A 16,400-nucleotide genomic window follows, 5' to 3' on the forward strand; every position below is an offset into this window, starting at 1 on the left:
TGATACGCAACAGCCTGGGGCCACCGAACTGGGCAGACCCTCGATGCACCGCAGATGGGGTGATGTCATCCGACCGACACGCGAGCGTGGGGTGCCAGCCACTACACTCGAGGCTTCCTGCTCACCCCTGTTGTCTGAATGATGCTTGCCAGCCTTGACCCCATCGTGCTGTGTGCCCTCGGGGCTGTGATCGCCTACCTGATCGGGTCGCTCTCCTTTGCCGTCATCGTCAGCCGCCTGTTCGGCCTGGCCGACCCGCGCAGCTACGGCTCCGGCAACCCCGGCGCCACCAACGTGCTGCGCTCGGGCAACAAGGCCGCCGCCATCCTCACCCTGGTGTTCGATGCCTTGAAGGGCTACGTGCCTGTGGCCCTGGCTGTGCACGCGGGCCTGCCGCTCACGGTGGTCACGGCCATCGGCCTGGGCGCCTTCCTGGGACACCTCTGGCCCATCTTCTTCAAGTTCGAAGGCGGCAAGGGCGTGGCCACAGCCGCCGGTGTCCTGCTGGGTTTTTCGGGCGCGCTGGGTGGCCTGGTGCTACTCGTGTGGCTGGCCATGGCCGTGCTGTTCCGCTACTCTTCCCTGGCCGCGCTCACGGCCTCGCTCGCCGCGCCAGTGATCCAGTATCTGGGCTGGGGCGCCAGCGTCATGACGGCGGGCGTGGTCGTGATGAGCGCACTGCTGATCTGGCGCCATGAGGCCAACATCCGCAAGCTGCTGGCCGGCAAGGAAAGCAAGCTCGGACAGAAGGCCGCGCCGAAATGAAGGATGCCCCCGGCCGTGCGAGCTGGCTCAGCCTGGTGCTGCTGATCGCGCTGGTGCTGGGGGCTTCCAAAGGCTGGGCATGGTGGCAAGACCGCCAGATCGGCACTGCCCTGCGAACGCTGGCGCGCCCCGGTGACATCCGGATCTTCACGACCGACACCTGCTTCTACTGCGCTCAGGCCCGAGCCTGGCTGGCCTTGCAGGCCGTGCCCTGGCAGGAGTGCAATGTCGACCGCGACAGCCGCTGCCTGCAGGCCTTCCAGGCCCAGGGTGCGCCGGGCGTGCCTTTGGTTCAGGCCCGCGGCCAATGGCAACTGGGATTCGACAAGAACTGGCTGCTGGCGACGCTTCAGTCCAGCCCCAACCGGCCCAGCTCTCCCCTGCCCTGACGCAACACCGCGGCGCCCCCCTGGCTCATGTCGATCACGGTCGTGGGCGACATCGGGCAGGCACCTGCATCGACGATGGCATCGAGCCGCGCCCCCAGGGCATCCTGGATGTCCTGCGCGTCGTTCAGGGGGTCTTGCTCACCGGGCAGGATCAGGGTGGTCGCCAGCAAAGGCTGCCCCAACACAGACAGCAGCGCCTGGGTCACGGCGTGTTCTGGCACGCGCAGACCGATGGTGCGCCGCGAAGGGTGAGACAGTCGGCGCGGGACCTCTTTGGTGGCGTCGAGGATGAAGGTGTAGGGACCTGGGGTGCCCAGCTTCAGCAGCCGGTATTGCGCGTTGTCGACCCGCGCATAGCTGGCCAACTCGGACAGATCCCGGCACAGCAGCGTGAGGTGATGGCGCTCGTCGACCTCCCGCAGCCGGCGCAACCTGTCGGCCGCGGCCTTGTCGTCAAGGCGGCACACCAGGGCATAACTGGAATCGGTCGGCAGGGCCACGACCCCGCCTTGCTGAAGGATGCCCGCAGCCTGCTTCAAGAGGCGGGGCTGGGGGTCTTGCGGGTGGACTTCGTAGATCAGGGCCATAGCCCGCTAGCCTAGCGCGGATTCACCGCTGCCACACACAACACCCGTCAAGCACGAACGATGCGCTCGCTCAAGGCTTCCCAGACGGGCGTGAGCTTGCCAGGCAGATCGGGCAAAGTGCCCAGATCGGTGTGGCTCTCGGACGGGTCGTGGAAATCGGAGCCACGGGACGCGAGCAGGTCGAACTCGATGGCGAGGTCGGCGTACTTGGCGTACTCGGCCACGGTGTGGCTGCCAGTCACGACTTCGACGCCACGGCCACCATGACCCTTGAATTCCGTGAAGAGCGCGTATTCCTCGTTGGGCGTGAAGTCGTAGCGGCCTGGGTGGGCCACGACGGCGATGCCACCGGCCTCGGTGATCCAGCGCACGGCATCGGCCAATTTGGCCCAGCGGTGCTCGACAAAACCCGGCTTGCCTTCGGTGAGGTAACGGCGGAAGACCTCGTGCGGCTCGGCGCAGACGCCGATTTCCACCATGTAGCGCGCAAAGTGGGTGCGTGAGATCAGGTCGGGGTTGCCCACGTACTTGAGCGCTCCCTCAAAGGCGTTGGGGATGCCGACACGGGCCAGGTCGGCGGCCATGTCGCGCGCACGCCGTTCGCGGCCACCCCGTGTATCGGCCAGGCCTTGCATCAGCGCGGCGTCGGTGGCATCGAAGCCCAGGCCCACGATGTGCACCGTCTTGCCCGCAAAGGTGACCGAGATTTCGGACCCCGTCAGATAGCCCATGCCCAGCGCTTGGGCCGCCGCCTGGGCGCGCGCCTGGCCACCGATCTCGTCGTGATCGGTGAGCGACCAGAGTTCGACGCCATTGCGGTGCGCCCGCGCCGCCACCTCTTCCGGGCTCAAGGTGCCATCGGAGACGTTGGAGTGGCAGTGCAGGTCGGCGTTCATCAGGTGCATGGTAAGGGCGAAAACCAAGGTGATCCCATGCTATCGGAGCACGGATGGCCCTGGCCGCCGCGTTGTCATCAGGCCCAGCGCGGGGTGGGACGGTTCCAGGCCTGCAGGCAGCCCAGGGTCAGTTCACGCACCAGCTGCTCGTTGACGGGCTGGCGGTAGCGGGTCTTGATGTGGCGCATGCCCTTGCCGGCGCCTTCGAGTTCAGGGAACTCCTTGACCAGCATGACGCCGTTGAAGATCTGCAGGTGCGCGTGCATCTTGTAGAGCACGATGGCCATCACGTTGTCGTTGTCGTTCATGAAGCAGAGGTTGCCCCATTTGACTTCGGGCCGCAGGTGAGGCGCGACCGACAAAATGGCCTTGTGGATCACCTGGGCGGTGTCACGTTGCTCGGGTCGGACGCTGTCGTAAAACGCATTGACCAGGGCGGGAGACTGAAGCGGACGGCGCATGGGGGAAAAGCCTGGCAAAAAATCGTGGAAAAACGCTGTGGTGTGCATCCACCCCCTCCCTGAAGCGCTGGGCGCTCCAGGGCGAACACACAGCCCGACTGGCCGCCGTCACATCCCTTGTTTCATTCTTGTCGCGGCGCGACCTGCTGGATCACAGGCCGGCAAGGGTTTGTCGGCAACCCGCCGCCCAGATGGGTACCGGAGGTTACACGGCAATTGTAACGTTGCGTAATCGCTCGACTCATCCTCGATATGGGTGGATCACCCACCTTATCGACGGGATCGCTTCAGGTTTTAGGCAGGGTCACACCCGTCTGCCCCTGGTATTTGCCACCTCGGTCACGGTAACTCGTTTCGCAGACCTCGTCGCTCTCGAAGAACAGCACCTGGGCGCAGCCCTCACCCGCGTAGATCTTGGCGGGCAGCGGCGTGGTGTTGCTGAACTCCAGCGTGACGTAGCCCTCCCACTCGGGCTCGAACGGCGTCACGTTGACGATGATGCCGCAGCGGGCATAGGTGCTCTTGCCCAGGCAGATGGTCAGCACATTGCGCGGGATGCGGAAATACTCGACGGTGCGGGCCAGCGCAAAGCTGTTGGGCGGGATGATGCAGACGTCGCTGTTGATGTCGACGAAGCTCTTTTCGTCGAAGTTCTTCGGGTCGACCACCGAGCTGTAGACGTTGGTGAAGACCTTGAATTCGGGGGCGCAACGGATGTCGTAGCCGTAGCTCGACGTGCCGTAGCTGACGATTTTCTGACCGGACGCCGACTGGCGGATCTGACCGGGCTCGAAAGGCTCGATCATGCCGTGCTCTTCGGCCATGCGGCGGATCCAACGGTCTGACTTGATGCTCATGGGGACTCCTGTGCTTGCAGGCGTGATTGTCTCCGATCGGAGGCGCTCGCTGCGGGCCGCAGCGTGAAGCCGATGCAAAGCGCAGTGCCCGACCCAGGTACCTGGCGGCGCAAGCCTGCGCCCCGATAATGGGCCGACACGCAAAGAGACACCATGAGCATCGCTGCCTACATCAAAGAAATCGGCCGGGGCAAGGACGGCGCCCGCGCCCTGAGCACGCCACAGGCCCACGATCTGCTGAGTCAGGTCTTGGCTGGCCAGGTGACCGACTTGGAACTGGGTGCCTTTTGCCTGGCCATGCGCATCAAGGGCGAAACGCCCGAAGAACTCGACGGCTTCGTGCAGGCCACCCTGGCCCACTGCCTGACGCTGGCCGACGCCGCGGCGGCAGCGCCGGGTGGCATCGTGGTGCTGCCCAGCTACAACGGGGCGCGCAAGCTGCCCAACCTGACGGCCCTGCTGGCCGAACTGCTCGCCCGGCGCGGTGTGGCCGTGCTGGTGCATGGCCCGGCGACCGACCCGACCCGCGTGACCACGGCGCAAGTGAGCCAGGCAATGGGCTGGACGCCCGTGAGCGACGCCCCCTCTCTGCGCGCCACCTGGGCGGCAGGCCGCCCCGCCTTCATCGACATCGCCACGCTGAGCCCTGCCCTGGCCCGGCTGCTGGCCGTGCGCTGGACCATCGGCCTGCGCAACCCGGGGCACACGGTGGCCAAGCTGCTGGACCCGTTTGCCGCCCTGCCCGTGCCCAGCGTGCGCGTGGTCAACCACACCCACCCGGAATACGCCCACTCGCTGACCGGCTACCTGAGCCTGGTCGAGGCCGATGCGCTGCTGATGCGCGGCACCGAGGGCGAGCCCGTGGCGGACGCACGGCGTCAGCCCCGTTTCGAGGTGTTCATCAGGGGGCAACGCGAAGCCGACCTGAGCCGTGCCCCGGAAGAAGGCGTGCTGACCGCGCTGCCCGAGTTGCCCGGCGGATTCGATGCCGAGACCACGGCTGACTGGATTCGCGCGATACTGGCAGGACAACAGCCGGTGCCTCCGGCCATCACGGCCCAGGTGGATTGCCTGGTCGCGGCACTGGCGCGCGTGCAAGGCTGACACGGCCTGCGGCCAGGCGCGCAGGCCGGGGCGTCAGCATCCGGTCTCGGTCTCGGTCTCGGTCTCGGCGGGCTGCATACCTTTGCTGGCGGCCCGGGCGGCCAGTTCGCCTTGCGTGAGGAGCCTGGCCCACTCGGCCTGGGCCTCCTGCACCTTGGCGCGCCGCACCGGGCCATAACCTTTGATCCGTTCGGGCACGGCGGCCACCTGGCAGGCCCATTCCAGCCTGCTTGCCGTGAGACCCTGACACAGCCGTCTGACCAGATCCGTGTACTGCGCCAGCAGGGCGCGGTCTTCCCGGCGGTCGGCCGTCCAGCCCAGGGGGTCGTACCAGTGGCCGCGCAGGCGCTTGCCGAGAGGCAGCAGTCGCAGCAGGACCTGCCACCAGGGTCCAAAAGCATGTTTGCGGGGACGTGGCTGGCCGCGCACATCGTGGCCCGCACCCAGGCTGCCCAGCCAGGGCGGGGCAAGATGGAAGCTCATCTGCCAGTCTCCCTCGAACTGCGACTGGATCTGCTCGCGGAAAGCCGGCGCGGTGAGCAGGCGGGCCACCTCGTACTCGTCCTTGTAGGCCATGAGGCGGAAGAGCTCACGGGCAACCGTCAGGCTCAGGCGATGACCACCCAAGGGGGCCTCGGCGGCGGTGACCTGCGCCACGAGCTGACGGTAACGCTCGGCCCAGGCTTCGTCCTGGTATGCAGTGAGGAAAGCGGCGCGGTGGGAGACGGTGGCCAGCAGGGCATCGGCCGAGTCCGCCGCTCCTGGCGCACCGGATTTTGAACGCCCCAACCATGCGACCTTTTGTGGCGGCACCATCAGGCGGGCCAGGCCAAGCGGGTCTTGTGCGGCGCGCCGCCCCCAGTCGAACGCGGCCAGGTTCTTCTCGACCTGCACGCCATTGAGTTCGATGGCGCGGGTGAGCGAGGCCAGGCTCAGGGGCAGCCAGCCCAGCTGCCAGGCGCAGCCCAGCATCAGCGGGTTCGCGTAAATGGCGTCGCCCAGAAAATGCTCGGCCACGGCCACGGCATCCAGCCGACGCAGGGCCTCCTGGCCCACGGCGTGGGCCAGGGCCTCGTCGCAGCTCGCGGCGGGGAACTGCCAGCCCGGGTTCTGCACCAGGGCCGCCGTGGGCGTGTGGTGGGTGTTGAGCACGACGTGGGTGCGCCCGGACTGCATCACCGACAGCGTGGGGCCCTGGGCGGCCACGATGGGATCGCAGGCCATGACCAGATCGGCCTCGGCCACACCCACCTTGGTGGTGAAGATGGCCTCTCGGGTGTGCGCGATCTGGACGTGGCTCCAGGTGGCTCCCCCCTTTTGCGCCAGCCCGGCCGACTCCTGCGTGACCACGCCTTTGCCCTCGAGGTGGGCCGCCATGCCCAGCAACTGGCCGATGGTGATGACACCCGTGCCGCCGATGCCGGCCACCACGATGCCGTAGGCCCGGGTGGCGTCGGGCAAGGTCGGCTCGCTCAAAGGCGGCAGCTGTTCGTGCCCGACCACGCCCTTGCGAGGCTGCGGTGCCTTGAGCCGCCCACCTTCGATGGTGACCAGGCTGGGACAGAAGCCCTTGATGCAGGAGAGGTCCTGGTTGCAGCTGCTCTGGTTGATGCGGCGCTTGCGACCCAGTTCGGTCTCGACCGTTTCGACGCTCAGGCAGTTGGACTGCACGGCGCAATCCCCGCAGCCCTCGCAGGCCAACTCGTTGATGACAACGCGGCGTGCCTCCGGGGCCAGGGTGCCGCGCTTGCGACGGCGGCGCTTTTCGGTGGCGCAGGTCTGCTCGTAAATGAGGGCGGTGCAGCCGGGTGTGGCCCGCAGGCTGCGCTGCACGGCGTCGAGCTCGTCGCGGTGGTGCACGCTCACCCCTGACGCAAGCCCTTCGTGGAAACGCCAACGCTCGGGCTGGTCGCTGACCACGGCGATGCGGCGCACACCTTCTGCGTCGAGCTCTCGGGTCATGGCCGGCACAGGGAGGTTGCCGTCCACTGGTTGGCCGCCGGTCATGGCCACGGCGTCGTTGTAGAGGATCTTGTAGGTGATGTTGACGCCGGCGGCGATGGCCTGGCGGATCGCGAGCAGGCCCGAATGGAAGTAGGTGCCGTCTCCCAGGTTGACAAAAACGTGCTGCTCGTCGGTGAACGGTGCCTGCCCCACCCAGGCCACGCCCTCGCCGCCCATCTGGGTGACGTTGGCGGTCTGCCGGTCCATCCACTGCGCCATGTAATGGCAACCGATGCCGGCCAGAGCCCGTGAGCCCTCGGGCACCCGAGTGGAGGTGTTGTGGGGGCAGCCGCTGCAGAACCAGGGTGGGCGCTCCGGGCCCGCGCCCTGCCCTGCCAGTTCGCGCTCCTTGGCTTCGATGACGCGCAGGCGCTGGGCCACGCGTTCGCGCAAGGCGGGCTCCACCTTGGTCAAGAGGCCCAGCTTGTCCAGCCGCTGGGCCACGGCCTTGGCGATCAGGGCAGGATTGAGATCGGCCTTGGCGCGCAGCAACCAGCCTTCGGCCGGGTTGGGCATGGACCACTCGCCACCGGTGAAGTCACCTTCTGGCTCGCTGAACTTGCCCAGCACGTTCGGGCGGACGTCTTCGCGCCAGTTGTAGAGCTCCTCCTTGAGCTGGTATTCGATCATCTGGCGCTTTTCTTCCACCACCAGGATCTCCTGCAGGCCGGTGGCAAAGGCGCGGGTGATGCTGGCCTCCAGCGGCCAGACCACGGCCACCTTGTGCACGCGCAGGCCGATGCGGGCACAGGCTTCGTCGTCCAGGCCCAGGTCATGCAGTGCCTGACGCAGGTCGTTGTAGGCCTTGCCGCTGGCGATCAGCCCCAGTCGGGCATGGGGGCTGTCGATCACCGTGCGGTTGAGCCGGTTGGCGCGCACATAGGCCAGGGCGGCGTACCACTTGTGGTCCATCAGCCTGGCTTCCTGCGCCAAAGGCGAATCGGGCCAACGGATGTGCAGACCGCCTTCGGGCATGACCACGTCATCGGGCAGGACGATGCGCACCCGTTCAGGGTCGACACAGACCGAACTGGCGGACTCCACCACCTCCTGGATGGTCTTGAGTCCCGCCCACAGACCGGCGTAGCGACTGAGTGCGAAGGCATGCAGGCCCAGATCGAGGATCTCCTGCACATTGCTCGGGAAGAACACCGGCAGGCCACAGGCCTTGAAGATGTGGTCGCTCTGGTGGGCCACCGATGAGCTTTTGGCCACATGGTCGTCACCCGCCACGGCCACCACGCCACCGTGGCGCGAGGTGCCGGCCATGTTCGCGTGCTTGAAGACGTCGCTGCAGCGGTCGACACCAGGGCCCTTGCCATACCAGAGCCCGAAGACGCCATCGAAGCGATGTGGCCCAGGGGTGAGTGCCAGTTGCTGCGTGCCCCACACGGCGGTGGCGCCCAGCTCTTCGTTCACGCCGGGCTGGAAGACGATGTCGTGCTGCTTCAGGTGGGCCTTGGCCTGCCACAGAGCCTGGTCGTAGCCCCCCAGGGGCGAGCCCCGGTAGCCGCTGATGAACCCGGCCGTGTGCAGACCGGCCATCGCATCGCGGGTTTGCTGCAGCATGGGCAGGCGCACCAGGGCCTGCACCCCGCTCATGAAAGCGTGGCCGCGCTCGAGCGCGTATTTGTCGTCCAGTGTCAGGCTGGACAGGGCCTTCAGCACATCGGCAGGCAGGGGCGCGTTCATCACTGGCCTCCTTCGGTCTGCTGCGCCGCGTCAAGCCCGGCAGGCTCACCGCACAACAGGAACCCGAGACAGGCTCAGTCTAGGCCGATGCCCGCCGTTCGGGTTCCGTGGTTTCACGGAGGCCCGAGCGTGCAATCTTCACGCCCCACTTCACGCCCCACGCGGGGCACTTCAGGTCGGCTGCCCCATCTTGCCCAGCCGCTGGCGCACCAGTTCGATGTGGCTGCGCAGGTTGTAGAGGTTCTCGGAGAAGGCCAGCGGCGTGCGGATGTGGCTCACGCCTTTTTCGATGTCGTCGAGCCGCTCGCGAGCCGCGGCCAGGTCCAGCTTGCCGCCTTCGAGGTCGAGGTCGTACTCCAGCTCCTTGAGCTTGCCGTACCAGCGGTACAGGCGAGACTTGATGCGCCAGGCGTAGACGGTCGGGGCCAGGCGCATCACCGGCAGCATCACGGCCACCAGGGGAATGAGCAGGACGATGAGGCGATCCACCCACACCGCCAGCCAGAAAGGCAAGTGGCTGTGCAGGAAAGACGGGCCCTTGCTCATGTAGCGTTCGGCGTCCACGCTCAGGGGGATGTCGACACCCTTGGGCGAAGGGAACTGGCCTTCGCGACGCAGCATGCCGGCGTCACCCGTGATGTCGGTGGCGGCCTCGAGGATGAGGTTGATGAGCGCGGGGTGGATGTCGTCGCGCACCACCAGGTTCGCCGTGGGCGCGATCAGGGGCAGATCGCGCTCAGGCAGGTTGCGCGCCAGGTCGTAGGCCCCCATGGGCAGCTCGATGCGGCTCAGGAATGGGAAGCGCCGCGTGTAGGCCTCAGCCTGGTCGAAACCCATGATGCGCAGCGTGGGCACGCGCATCAGCGAAGCGATCAGCTCGGACTCGGGCGCGCCGACCACCATGATCGCGTCGACCTTGCCGAAGATGAGCTGGCGAGCGGCTTCGTCGGACGCAAAGTCATCGAGCGAGGTGTTCTGGGCATCGAGGCCATTGGCCGCCAGCAGCTGTTCGCTCAGGGCTCGCACGCCGCTGCCCACAGGCCCGATGGAGAGCTTGCGGCCCTTGAGATCGGCCAGGCGTTGCGCTTTCACGCCCTTGCGCACAAACACCCAGACGGGCTCGTGATACAGCGCCGCGAGGCTCATCAGCGATTCGGCATCTTCATCCGTCGCCACGCCGCCCTGCACCACCGCCAGGGTCACGCCCGAGCTTTCGTCCTTCAGAAGGTCGAGGTCCTCACGGGCACCACGGGTGGTGCGCAGTTTCACCTTGATGCCGTTTTGCGCCAGGGCCAGCTGAAACTCCTGGGCGAAGCGCTCGTAAGCGCCGCCCTCGGGGCCCACCGTCATGGTGATCTCGCTGGGCGGCGCGGGCTGGATGTAGCGAGCAGCGAGCCAGAAGGCGCCCCCGATCAGGGCCAGAGCCCCCAGGGTGGTGATCCAGAAGTCCAGGGAAGTCCAGCGTTGCCAGATGAAACGGGCCATGGGGTGACGCGCCGACGGGGCACGCGCAAAGGGCGGATTATCGGCGAGCAGCACCGCGGACAAGACCGGATGCCCGCGATGGTTTAGGCTCCAAGCGCAGCATCAAGACCCTCCAACCCTGATCCAGCACTCACAAGGCACACACATGGACATGAGACCCCTGGGCCGCACCGGCCTGAACGTCAGCGTGATCGCACTGGGCACCATGACCTGGGGCGAACAGAACACCGAGGCCGAGGCGCACGCCCAGCTGAACCTCGCTCTGGACGCCGGCATCAACTTCGTCGACACGGCCGAGATGTACCCCGTTCCGCCCATGGCGCCAACCCAGGGGCGCACCGAGACCTACATCGGCACCTGGCTGAAACAAACCGGTCGACGCAACGACATCGTGCTGGCCACCAAGGCCACCGGCCCTTCGCGCACTGCGGCGCGGCCCTCGCACGTGCGGGGTGGGCAGTTGAGCTTCACGAAAGAGAACCTCACCGAAGCCGTGAACCAGAGCCTGCGCCGTTTGCAGACCGACCACATCGACCTCTACCAGTTGCACTGGCCCGACCGCAGCCTCAACATCTTCGGCCAGCGCAGCTATGTGCACCCGCAGGGCGAGGACACGGTCGAGATCGAGGTCACGCTGCGCGCGCTGGAGGAGCTGATCAAGGCGGGCAAGGTGCGCCACATCGGGGTCTCCAACGAATCGCCATGGGGTCTGAGCCGCTTCCTGTGCCTGGCCGAGCAGCATGGCCTGCCACGCGTGGCCAGCATCCAGAATGCCTACAGCCTGGTCAACCGCCACTTTGAAAACGGTCTCTCGGAGTTCGCCCTGCACGACGACGTGGGCCTGCTGGCCTACTCGCCACTGGCCTTCGGCGTGCTGAGCGGCAAGTACCTGAACGGGCAGAAGCCCGCGGGTGCCCGCCTGACCCTGTTCGAGCGCTTCTCGCGCTACAACAGCCCGGCCGTGACCGAGGCCGCAGAGGCCTATGTGGCGCTCTTCCGCGCACACGGCCTGGACCCGGCCGAAGCCAGCCTCGCGTTTGTGAACAGCCGGGACTTCGTCACGGCGAACATCATCGGCGCGACCACGCTCGACCAGCTGCGAAGCAACATCGCCAGCGCCAGCCTCGTGCTGCCGCCAGAGGTGCTGGAAGGCATCGAAGCCATCCAGGCCCGGCACCCGAACCCGGCCTGCTGAACGATCTGCAGAAAAAAAGAGCCCGGCCACCACATGTGGCACGGGCTCTTGCAAACCGCGCCGGCCTTGTCCCCACGACGTTGCCGGCGCACCCCACTTCGATTGCCCCCTCGCTGCGCCGTGGGCGTCCACACGGTGCTGAGAGCATTGGTGTGACGACCTGAAGCCACCACGCCCTTCTCTTTCGCAGGAGCCGTGCCAGGCCAAAACAAGGCAAAAAGCCCGCAGGAAGCGGGCTTTGAGGCAGAACCAGGGCCCGAGGGTGCTGCGTCTGCAACAAGCGCGGGAGCCGGGGTGCGGGCTTTTCAGCACCGCAACAGGAAGCTCAGGGCAGATCGATGCCCAGGCGCTCAGGCGAAAGGTAGGCCTGGCGATAGGCTTCGAACAGCAGGCTGTCGGAGGCTTCGATTCGGGCTTGCTCGACCACGGACGCCTCGGCCATGGCGCGCAGCTGGGCCAGGCGAGCGGGATCCTGCGGCATGGCCAGCAGATCGGCCTGAGCTTGCTGCGAACGGGCCAGGGCAAAGGCCGTGTGGCTGCCACCGTGGTCGGCGGCCATGGCTTGCAATACGCGTGCGGAAGGCAGGGTCTCGGGAGATTCGAACTGCGCCTGCGCCTGCGCCAGCGCTTCGGCAAACGCACGCCCCCCTTCGGCCGCATCCATGGCCTGGGCAATGGGCTCGCAGGCCTGAAGGATCTCACGGCCCCACTCCTGCAGGGCCACCATGCGCCCTGCCCGCTCGAGCATCAGACCGGGCTCACGGCCGCGCGAAGCGGTGCGCTGCTGGTTGCGAGCCAGCTCGGCGATCTCCACTGGGCTGTCTGGCGGGCTGTCGGCCAGCAGGCAATGCATCAGGAACACATCGATCACCCGCATGGTGTGGGCGTCGATGCCCACGGGCAGGAACGGGTTCAGGTCCATGCAGCGCACCTCCACGTATTCCACGCCGCGCTCACGCAAGGCATGGAGCGGGCGCTCACCCGGGAAGATCACCCGCTTGGGCCGGATGGTGCTGTAGAACTCGTTTTCGATCTGCAGGAGCGACGTCGAGAGCTGCTTGTAGCGGCCCGCGGCATCCTGGATGCCGATGGCTTCGTAGGCAGGATAAGGTCGCGTCAGCGCCCCCTGCAGCGAACGGGCGTAACCCTCGAGGCTGTTGTAGCTCACGCACAGGGCAGATTGCGCGTCGCTCTGGTAGCCCAGGCGCCCCATGCGCAGCGAGGTGGCATGCGGCAGGAAGCAGGTGTGGGCCTCGCGCGAGTCCAACTCGTGGGGCAGACCGGCCACGAAACTGGCCGGCACCGCAGGCGAGGCGCCGAACAGCATCAGCAGCAAAAAAGAATGGCGGCGGAAGTTGCGAATGAGGCTGAAGTAATCGTCACTGCCCAGCCCCGGGATCGACCAGTTGTAGTGGATGCCTGAAATCGTCTGCATGCGCGGGCCATAGCGGTGCGACAGCCCATGCCGGTAAACCGTTTTGGCCTGGCCCACGTTGGAAGAGCCATACTGACCAATGGGGATGTCTTGATCCGCCGGCAGCTCGCAGGGCATGGAGCCCGACCACATCAGTTCGCCCAGGTCTTCGTGCAAGGTGTGTTGCACCACCTGGTGCACGGCGACGAGTTCCTCCACACAGGCCTCGGCACTGGCGTGCACGCCCGTCACGAGTTCGAGCTGGGACTCGCTGAAATCGGTCGTCACATGGGGGTGCGTGAGCGCCGAGCCCAGGCGTGCCGGATGCGGGGTGTGCACCAGTTGCCCCTGGGCGTTGGTGCGCAGGCCCTCCTTCTCCACCCCACGGCGGATGCCCCTCAGGCGCTCGGGGCCCAGTTCTTGCAAACGGTCTATCAAGCTGGTCAACACCAGTCTCCTCAATTCAACGTGGCCCGCGAAGGTAACAGATCATCAAGAAACCTGCTTGGCATGCGTCAGGCGCATAAGCACTGGATGGAAGATTCTGAGCAAAGGCCTCCACAGGGCTTGGCCTGGCCGCAAGATCTGCCGATACCCCTTGCATTGCGCCGTTGGCCTTCGTCGGCGGCAACGTCAGCTCCCCGTCACCACCGCTCCGCATGTGCCTGATCATCAAAAAGCCCGCCGGCCGGGCCATTTCTGAGGACTTCCTGACCCATGCCTGGCAGCGCAATGCCGATGGCTGGGGGGGATTCTTCCTCTTCGACGACGAGGTCGTCTGGCAACGTGGCTTGCGCTTCGAAGAACTGCTGCGATACAACGCCGCCCTGCCCGCCCACACCGAGGTCTACCTCCACCTGCGCAAGGCCACATACGGCGCCATCTGCCGCGACATGGCCCACCCCTACCGGGTGCGCGACGGCCTGATGCTGATGCACAACGGCAGCATCGCCCACCTGGCCCCTCAGGACCCAAGCCTGAGCGACACGGCCGAGTTGGCCCGCCATCTGCGAGACATGCTGGAAGGCCTGAGCGACGCCCAGGCCAGCACGGTGGTGCGTTCTGCCGGCTTCGCGCGCCTCACCGCACCGCTCATCGAAGGCTCGATGGTGGTGCTGATGGACGCCCAGGGCCCGGTGCGACTGGGCCGCGAATGGCACACCGTGCGCCATGGCGACTGGGAGGCCGACATGGTCGGCATCGAGGTGTCGAACAGCCACACCTGGGGCCGAGCGCTCAAGCCTGCGGCAGAAGCAACGCGTCCAAGGCGTTCAGCAAGGCCGACACCTGCTCCGGCGTGCCCACCGTGATGCGCAGGAAGTCGCTGATGCGCGGCTTGTCGAACTGACGCACCAGGATGCGCCGTTCGCGCAGTGCGGCCAGCAAGGTCGCACCTCGCCAGCCCGGATGGCGCGCGAAAACGAAATTGGCCGCAGAGGGCAGCACCTCGAACCCACGGGCTTGCAGCCCCTCGCTCAGCACGGCCCGCGAGGCCACCACCTGCTGGCGGGTGCGCTCAAACCAGTCGACATCGGCCAGCGCGGCCAGGGCACCGGCCTGGGCCAGGCGGTCCAGCGGATAGGAGTTGAAGCAGCCCTTGACCCGCTCCAGTGCCTCGATCAGGCTGGGGTGCCCCATGGCAAAGCCAACGCGCAGGCCAGCCAGGGCCCGTGACTTCGACAGCGTGTGCACCACCAGCAGGTTGGGAAATTCGGCGATCAGGGGCACGGCGGACTCTGCACCGAAATCGACATAGGCCTCATCGATCACCACGACCGATGCCCTGTTGCCCTGAAGCAGCGCACGGATCTGGGCACGCGACAGGGCCCTCCCGGTGGGCGCGTTCGGGTTGGCCAGCACGATGCCGCCATTGGGGCGCGCATAAGCGGCCAGGTCGATGCTGAAGTCTTCGGCGAGCGGCACGCGCTCGACCTCGATGCCAAACAGCTCGGCGTACACCGGGTAGAAGCTGTAGCTGACATCCGGAAAAAGGATGGGCCGCGGGTGCTTGAGCAGGGCCCGAAAAGCATGGGCCAGCACCTCGTCGGAGCCATTGCCCACGAACACCTGTGCAACGCTCAGGCCGTGCTGGCGGGCCACCTCGGCCTTGAGGGCGCGGGCGTCAGGGTCAGGATAGAGGCGCAGGGCGTCATCGGTGGCCGCGCGGATCGCCGCGAGCGCAGCGGGCGATGGGCCATGAGGATGCTCGTTGGTGTTGAGCTTGATCAGGCCCTCGATGGCGGGTTGCTCACCGGGGGTGTAAGGACTCAGGCCGGCGATGCCGGTGCTCCACAAGGGGTTGGCGGACATGGTGAAGAGAATCGGGTGGGAAGCCGACAGGCTCAAGCAACCATCATAGGGTGCCCCGCATGCCAGGCCGCCGCGGTCACGGCGCCACGCCACATCCGTGATGGCGGATTGAATATCTCTTATACAAGAGATACCCCCTTCCAATTCAATACAGCGCCGGGCAAGCGAATACCGGCTGATATATTGAATGCAGATATGCATATTTGATATTCAGATAAGCGCAACCGGACTCAGAACAAGTCACTTGGGTATTTGGCATGGCCTCGCCAAAGTGTTGGTTTCTGAACACCTGCGGCCCTGACAGGCCACGTCTCATGAGCAGCCAGCCATCACGCTACACCGACCCGGGCGCCACCGATTGGCGACTCCACGACATCGTGGCGGCCCTGCGCCAGTCGCGCGAAACCACCCACAACGTGCGACACAAAGGGCGCATCCGTGAAATGCCGTCGCGCGACGCGCTGGCCGGTATCGTCAAAGGCCTGCAAGCGGCCCTCTTCCCCACCCATTACGGCCGCCCGGACCTGTCCGACGAAAGCATCGACTACTTTGTCGGAGACACACTGAACAGCACGCTGATCGTCCTGGCCGAGCAGGTTCGCCGCGGTCTGCTTTTCGTGTCGGATGCCGATGCCTCGGGCGACGCGGACCTCAGCGCACAGGCGATCCAGATCACCCGCCACTTTGCTGCCAGCCTGCCCGCCATCCGCGCCCTGCTGGTCAGCGATCTGCAGGCGGCGTACCAGGGCGACCCGGCCGCCACCAGCGTCTCGGAAATCCTGCTGTGTTACCCGGGGATGACGGCGATCATCCACTACCGCCTGGCGCACAAACTCTACGAACTCGGGGCCCCGGTGCTGGCCCGGCTGATCTCCGACCTGGCCCATGAGGCCACGGGCATCGACATCCACCCCGGCGCGGCCATCGGTCCGGCCTTCTTCATCGACCATGGCACCGGCGTCGTCATTGGCGAGACCACCGTGATCGGTGAAGGCGTGCGCTTGTACCAGGCCGTGACCCTGGGCGCCAAGCGCTTCCCCACCGATGAGAGCGGCCAACTGCTCAAGGGCCACGCCCGGCATCCCATCGTCGAAGACGACGTGGTCATCTACGCGGGCGCCACCGTGCTGGGTCGCATCACGATCGGCAAGGGTTCGACCATCGGCGGCAACGTCTGGCTGACCCACAGCGTGCCACCCGGCAGCAACGTGAGCCAGGCCCTGAACCGCAACGACTGACAT

General features: G+C 66.5%; 14 protein-coding genes. 6 read left to right on the plus strand and 8 right to left on the minus strand.

Annotation, left to right across the window (positions count from 1 at the left end):
- Positions 1 to 141: 141 nt before the first annotated feature.
- Positions 142 to 765, plus strand: coding sequence for a glycerol-3-phosphate 1-O-acyltransferase PlsY (gene plsY / locus QZ994_RS01000; protein WP_290867045.1), 624 nt, complete (start codon positions 142 to 144; stop codon positions 763 to 765).
- Positions 762 to 1,154: a glutaredoxin family protein gene (locus tag QZ994_RS01005; RefSeq protein ID WP_290867048.1), complete on the plus strand. Its 393-nt coding sequence runs from the start codon at positions 762 to 764 to the stop codon at positions 1,152 to 1,154. The genes plsY and QZ994_RS01005 overlap by 4 nt, the downstream gene beginning before the upstream one ends.
- Here the strand turns inward: QZ994_RS01005 and QZ994_RS01010 are convergent.
- The 4 genes from QZ994_RS01010 to dcd form a co-directional block, all read right to left on the minus strand.
- Positions 1,115 to 1,741: an L-threonylcarbamoyladenylate synthase gene (locus QZ994_RS01010; protein ID WP_290867051.1), complete on the minus strand. Its 627-nt coding sequence runs from the start codon at positions 1,739 to 1,741 to the stop codon at positions 1,115 to 1,117. The genes QZ994_RS01005 and QZ994_RS01010 overlap by 40 nt on opposite strands.
- 47 nt (positions 1,742 to 1,788) lie before the next feature.
- Positions 1,789 to 2,646 carry a 3',5'-nucleoside bisphosphate phosphatase gene (locus QZ994_RS01015; protein ID WP_290867199.1) on the minus strand — a complete coding sequence of 286 codons (858 nt, stop codon included), beginning with the start codon at positions 2,644 to 2,646 and terminating at the stop codon, positions 1,789 to 1,791.
- A gap of 68 nt (positions 2,647 to 2,714) precedes the next feature.
- The gene (locus QZ994_RS01020; RefSeq protein WP_290867054.1) at positions 2,715 to 3,098 is read right to left on the minus strand and encodes an iron chaperone; all 384 of its coding nucleotides are present in this window, start codon (positions 3,096 to 3,098) and stop codon (positions 2,715 to 2,717) included.
- A 287-nt stretch (positions 3,099 to 3,385) separates the two neighbouring features.
- The gene (gene dcd, locus QZ994_RS01025; protein WP_290867057.1) at positions 3,386 to 3,955 is read right to left on the minus strand and encodes a dCTP deaminase; all 570 of its coding nucleotides are present in this window, start codon (positions 3,953 to 3,955) and stop codon (positions 3,386 to 3,388) included.
- Positions 3,956 to 4,108: 153 nt separating this feature from the next.
- Between dcd and ybiB the strand changes: the two genes are divergently transcribed.
- Positions 4,109 to 5,059 carry a DNA-binding protein YbiB gene (ybiB, locus tag QZ994_RS01030; RefSeq protein WP_290867060.1) on the plus strand — a complete coding sequence of 317 codons (951 nt, stop codon included), beginning with the start codon at positions 4,109 to 4,111 and terminating at the stop codon, positions 5,057 to 5,059.
- Between the two features lie 33 nt (positions 5,060 to 5,092).
- On the opposite strand, the gene QZ994_RS01035 is transcribed toward ybiB, so the two are convergent.
- Together QZ994_RS01035 and QZ994_RS01040 are read right to left on the minus strand one after the other, a co-directional pair.
- Positions 5,093 to 8,755: an indolepyruvate ferredoxin oxidoreductase family protein gene (locus QZ994_RS01035; RefSeq protein WP_290867063.1), complete on the minus strand. Its 3,663-nt coding sequence runs from the start codon at positions 8,753 to 8,755 to the stop codon at positions 5,093 to 5,095.
- Positions 8,756 to 8,926: 171 nt separating this feature from the next.
- Positions 8,927 to 10,240: a TAXI family TRAP transporter solute-binding subunit gene (locus tag QZ994_RS01040; protein ID WP_290867066.1), complete on the minus strand. Its 1,314-nt coding sequence runs from the start codon at positions 10,238 to 10,240 to the stop codon at positions 8,927 to 8,929.
- Positions 10,241 to 10,385: 145 nt separating this feature from the next.
- Between QZ994_RS01040 and QZ994_RS01045 the strand changes: the two genes are divergently transcribed.
- On the plus strand, positions 10,386 to 11,435 hold the full coding sequence (locus tag QZ994_RS01045; protein ID WP_290867069.1) for an NADP(H)-dependent aldo-keto reductase: 1,050 nt from the start codon (positions 10,386 to 10,388) through the stop codon (positions 11,433 to 11,435).
- A gap of 325 nt (positions 11,436 to 11,760) precedes the next feature.
- Here QZ994_RS01045 and gshA read toward each other — a convergent pair whose 3' ends face one another.
- A complete protein-coding gene (gene gshA, locus QZ994_RS01050; protein ID WP_290867072.1) occupies positions 11,761 to 13,296 on the minus strand; it encodes a glutamate--cysteine ligase in 1,536 nt (511 codons plus the stop codon).
- Positions 13,297 to 13,508: 212 nt separating this feature from the next.
- Between gshA and QZ994_RS01055 the strand changes: the two genes are divergently transcribed.
- Entirely contained in the window at positions 13,509 to 14,159 is a 651-nt protein-coding gene (locus QZ994_RS01055; RefSeq protein ID WP_290867075.1) for a hypothetical protein, read from the plus strand.
- Here the strand turns inward: QZ994_RS01055 and hisC are convergent.
- Positions 14,086 to 15,159 carry a histidinol-phosphate transaminase gene (hisC, locus tag QZ994_RS01060; RefSeq protein ID WP_290867079.1) on the minus strand — a complete coding sequence of 358 codons (1,074 nt, stop codon included), beginning with the start codon at positions 15,157 to 15,159 and terminating at the stop codon, positions 14,086 to 14,088. The genes QZ994_RS01055 and hisC overlap by 74 nt on opposite strands.
- 314 nt (positions 15,160 to 15,473) lie before the next feature.
- Between hisC and epsC the strand changes: the two genes are divergently transcribed.
- On the plus strand, positions 15,474 to 16,397 hold the full coding sequence (epsC, locus tag QZ994_RS01065) for a serine O-acetyltransferase EpsC (protein WP_290867082.1): 924 nt from the start codon (positions 15,474 to 15,476) through the stop codon (positions 16,395 to 16,397).
- The last annotated feature ends 3 nt before the right edge of the window (positions 16,398 to 16,400 follow it).

The organism is Aquabacterium sp. (assembly GCF_021768455.1).
GTDB lineage: Bacteria > Pseudomonadota > Gammaproteobacteria > Burkholderiales > Burkholderiaceae_C > Aquabacterium.

What these genes read in the sequence shown, in the direction of transcription:
- epsC (WP_290867082.1), top strand. Translation starts at nt 15,474, where the DNA reads ATGAGCAGCCAGCCATCACGCTACACCGACCCGGGCGCCACCGATTGG.
- plsY (WP_290867045.1), top strand. Translation starts at nt 142, where the DNA reads ATGCTTGCCAGCCTTGACCCCATCGTGCTGTGTGCCCTCGGGGCTGTG.
- QZ994_RS01045 (WP_290867069.1), top strand. Translation starts at nt 10,386, where the DNA reads ATGGACATGAGACCCCTGGGCCGCACCGGCCTGAACGTCAGCGTGATC.
- hisC (WP_290867079.1), bottom strand. Translation starts at nt 15,159, where the DNA reads ATGTCCGCCAACCCCTTGTGGAGCACCGGCATCGCCGGCCTGAGTCCT.
- dcd (WP_290867057.1), bottom strand. Translation starts at nt 3,955, where the DNA reads ATGAGCATCAAGTCAGACCGTTGGATCCGCCGCATGGCCGAAGAGCAC.
- QZ994_RS01055 (WP_290867075.1), top strand. Translation starts at nt 13,509, where the DNA reads ATGTGCCTGATCATCAAAAAGCCCGCCGGCCGGGCCATTTCTGAGGAC.
- QZ994_RS01020 (WP_290867054.1), bottom strand. Translation starts at nt 3,098, where the DNA reads ATGCGCCGTCCGCTTCAGTCTCCCGCCCTGGTCAATGCGTTTTACGAC.
- QZ994_RS01005 (WP_290867048.1), top strand. Translation starts at nt 762, where the DNA reads ATGAAGGATGCCCCCGGCCGTGCGAGCTGGCTCAGCCTGGTGCTGCTG.
- QZ994_RS01040 (WP_290867066.1), bottom strand. Translation starts at nt 10,240, where the DNA reads ATGGCCCGTTTCATCTGGCAACGCTGGACTTCCCTGGACTTCTGGATC.
- QZ994_RS01015 (WP_290867199.1), bottom strand. Translation starts at nt 2,646, where the DNA reads ATGCACCTGATGAACGCCGACCTGCACTGCCACTCCAACGTCTCCGAT.
- QZ994_RS01035 (WP_290867063.1), bottom strand. Translation starts at nt 8,755, where the DNA reads ATGAACGCGCCCCTGCCTGCCGATGTGCTGAAGGCCCTGTCCAGCCTG.
- QZ994_RS01010 (WP_290867051.1), bottom strand. Translation starts at nt 1,741, where the DNA reads ATGGCCCTGATCTACGAAGTCCACCCGCAAGACCCCCAGCCCCGCCTC.
- ybiB (WP_290867060.1), top strand. Translation starts at nt 4,109, where the DNA reads ATGAGCATCGCTGCCTACATCAAAGAAATCGGCCGGGGCAAGGACGGC.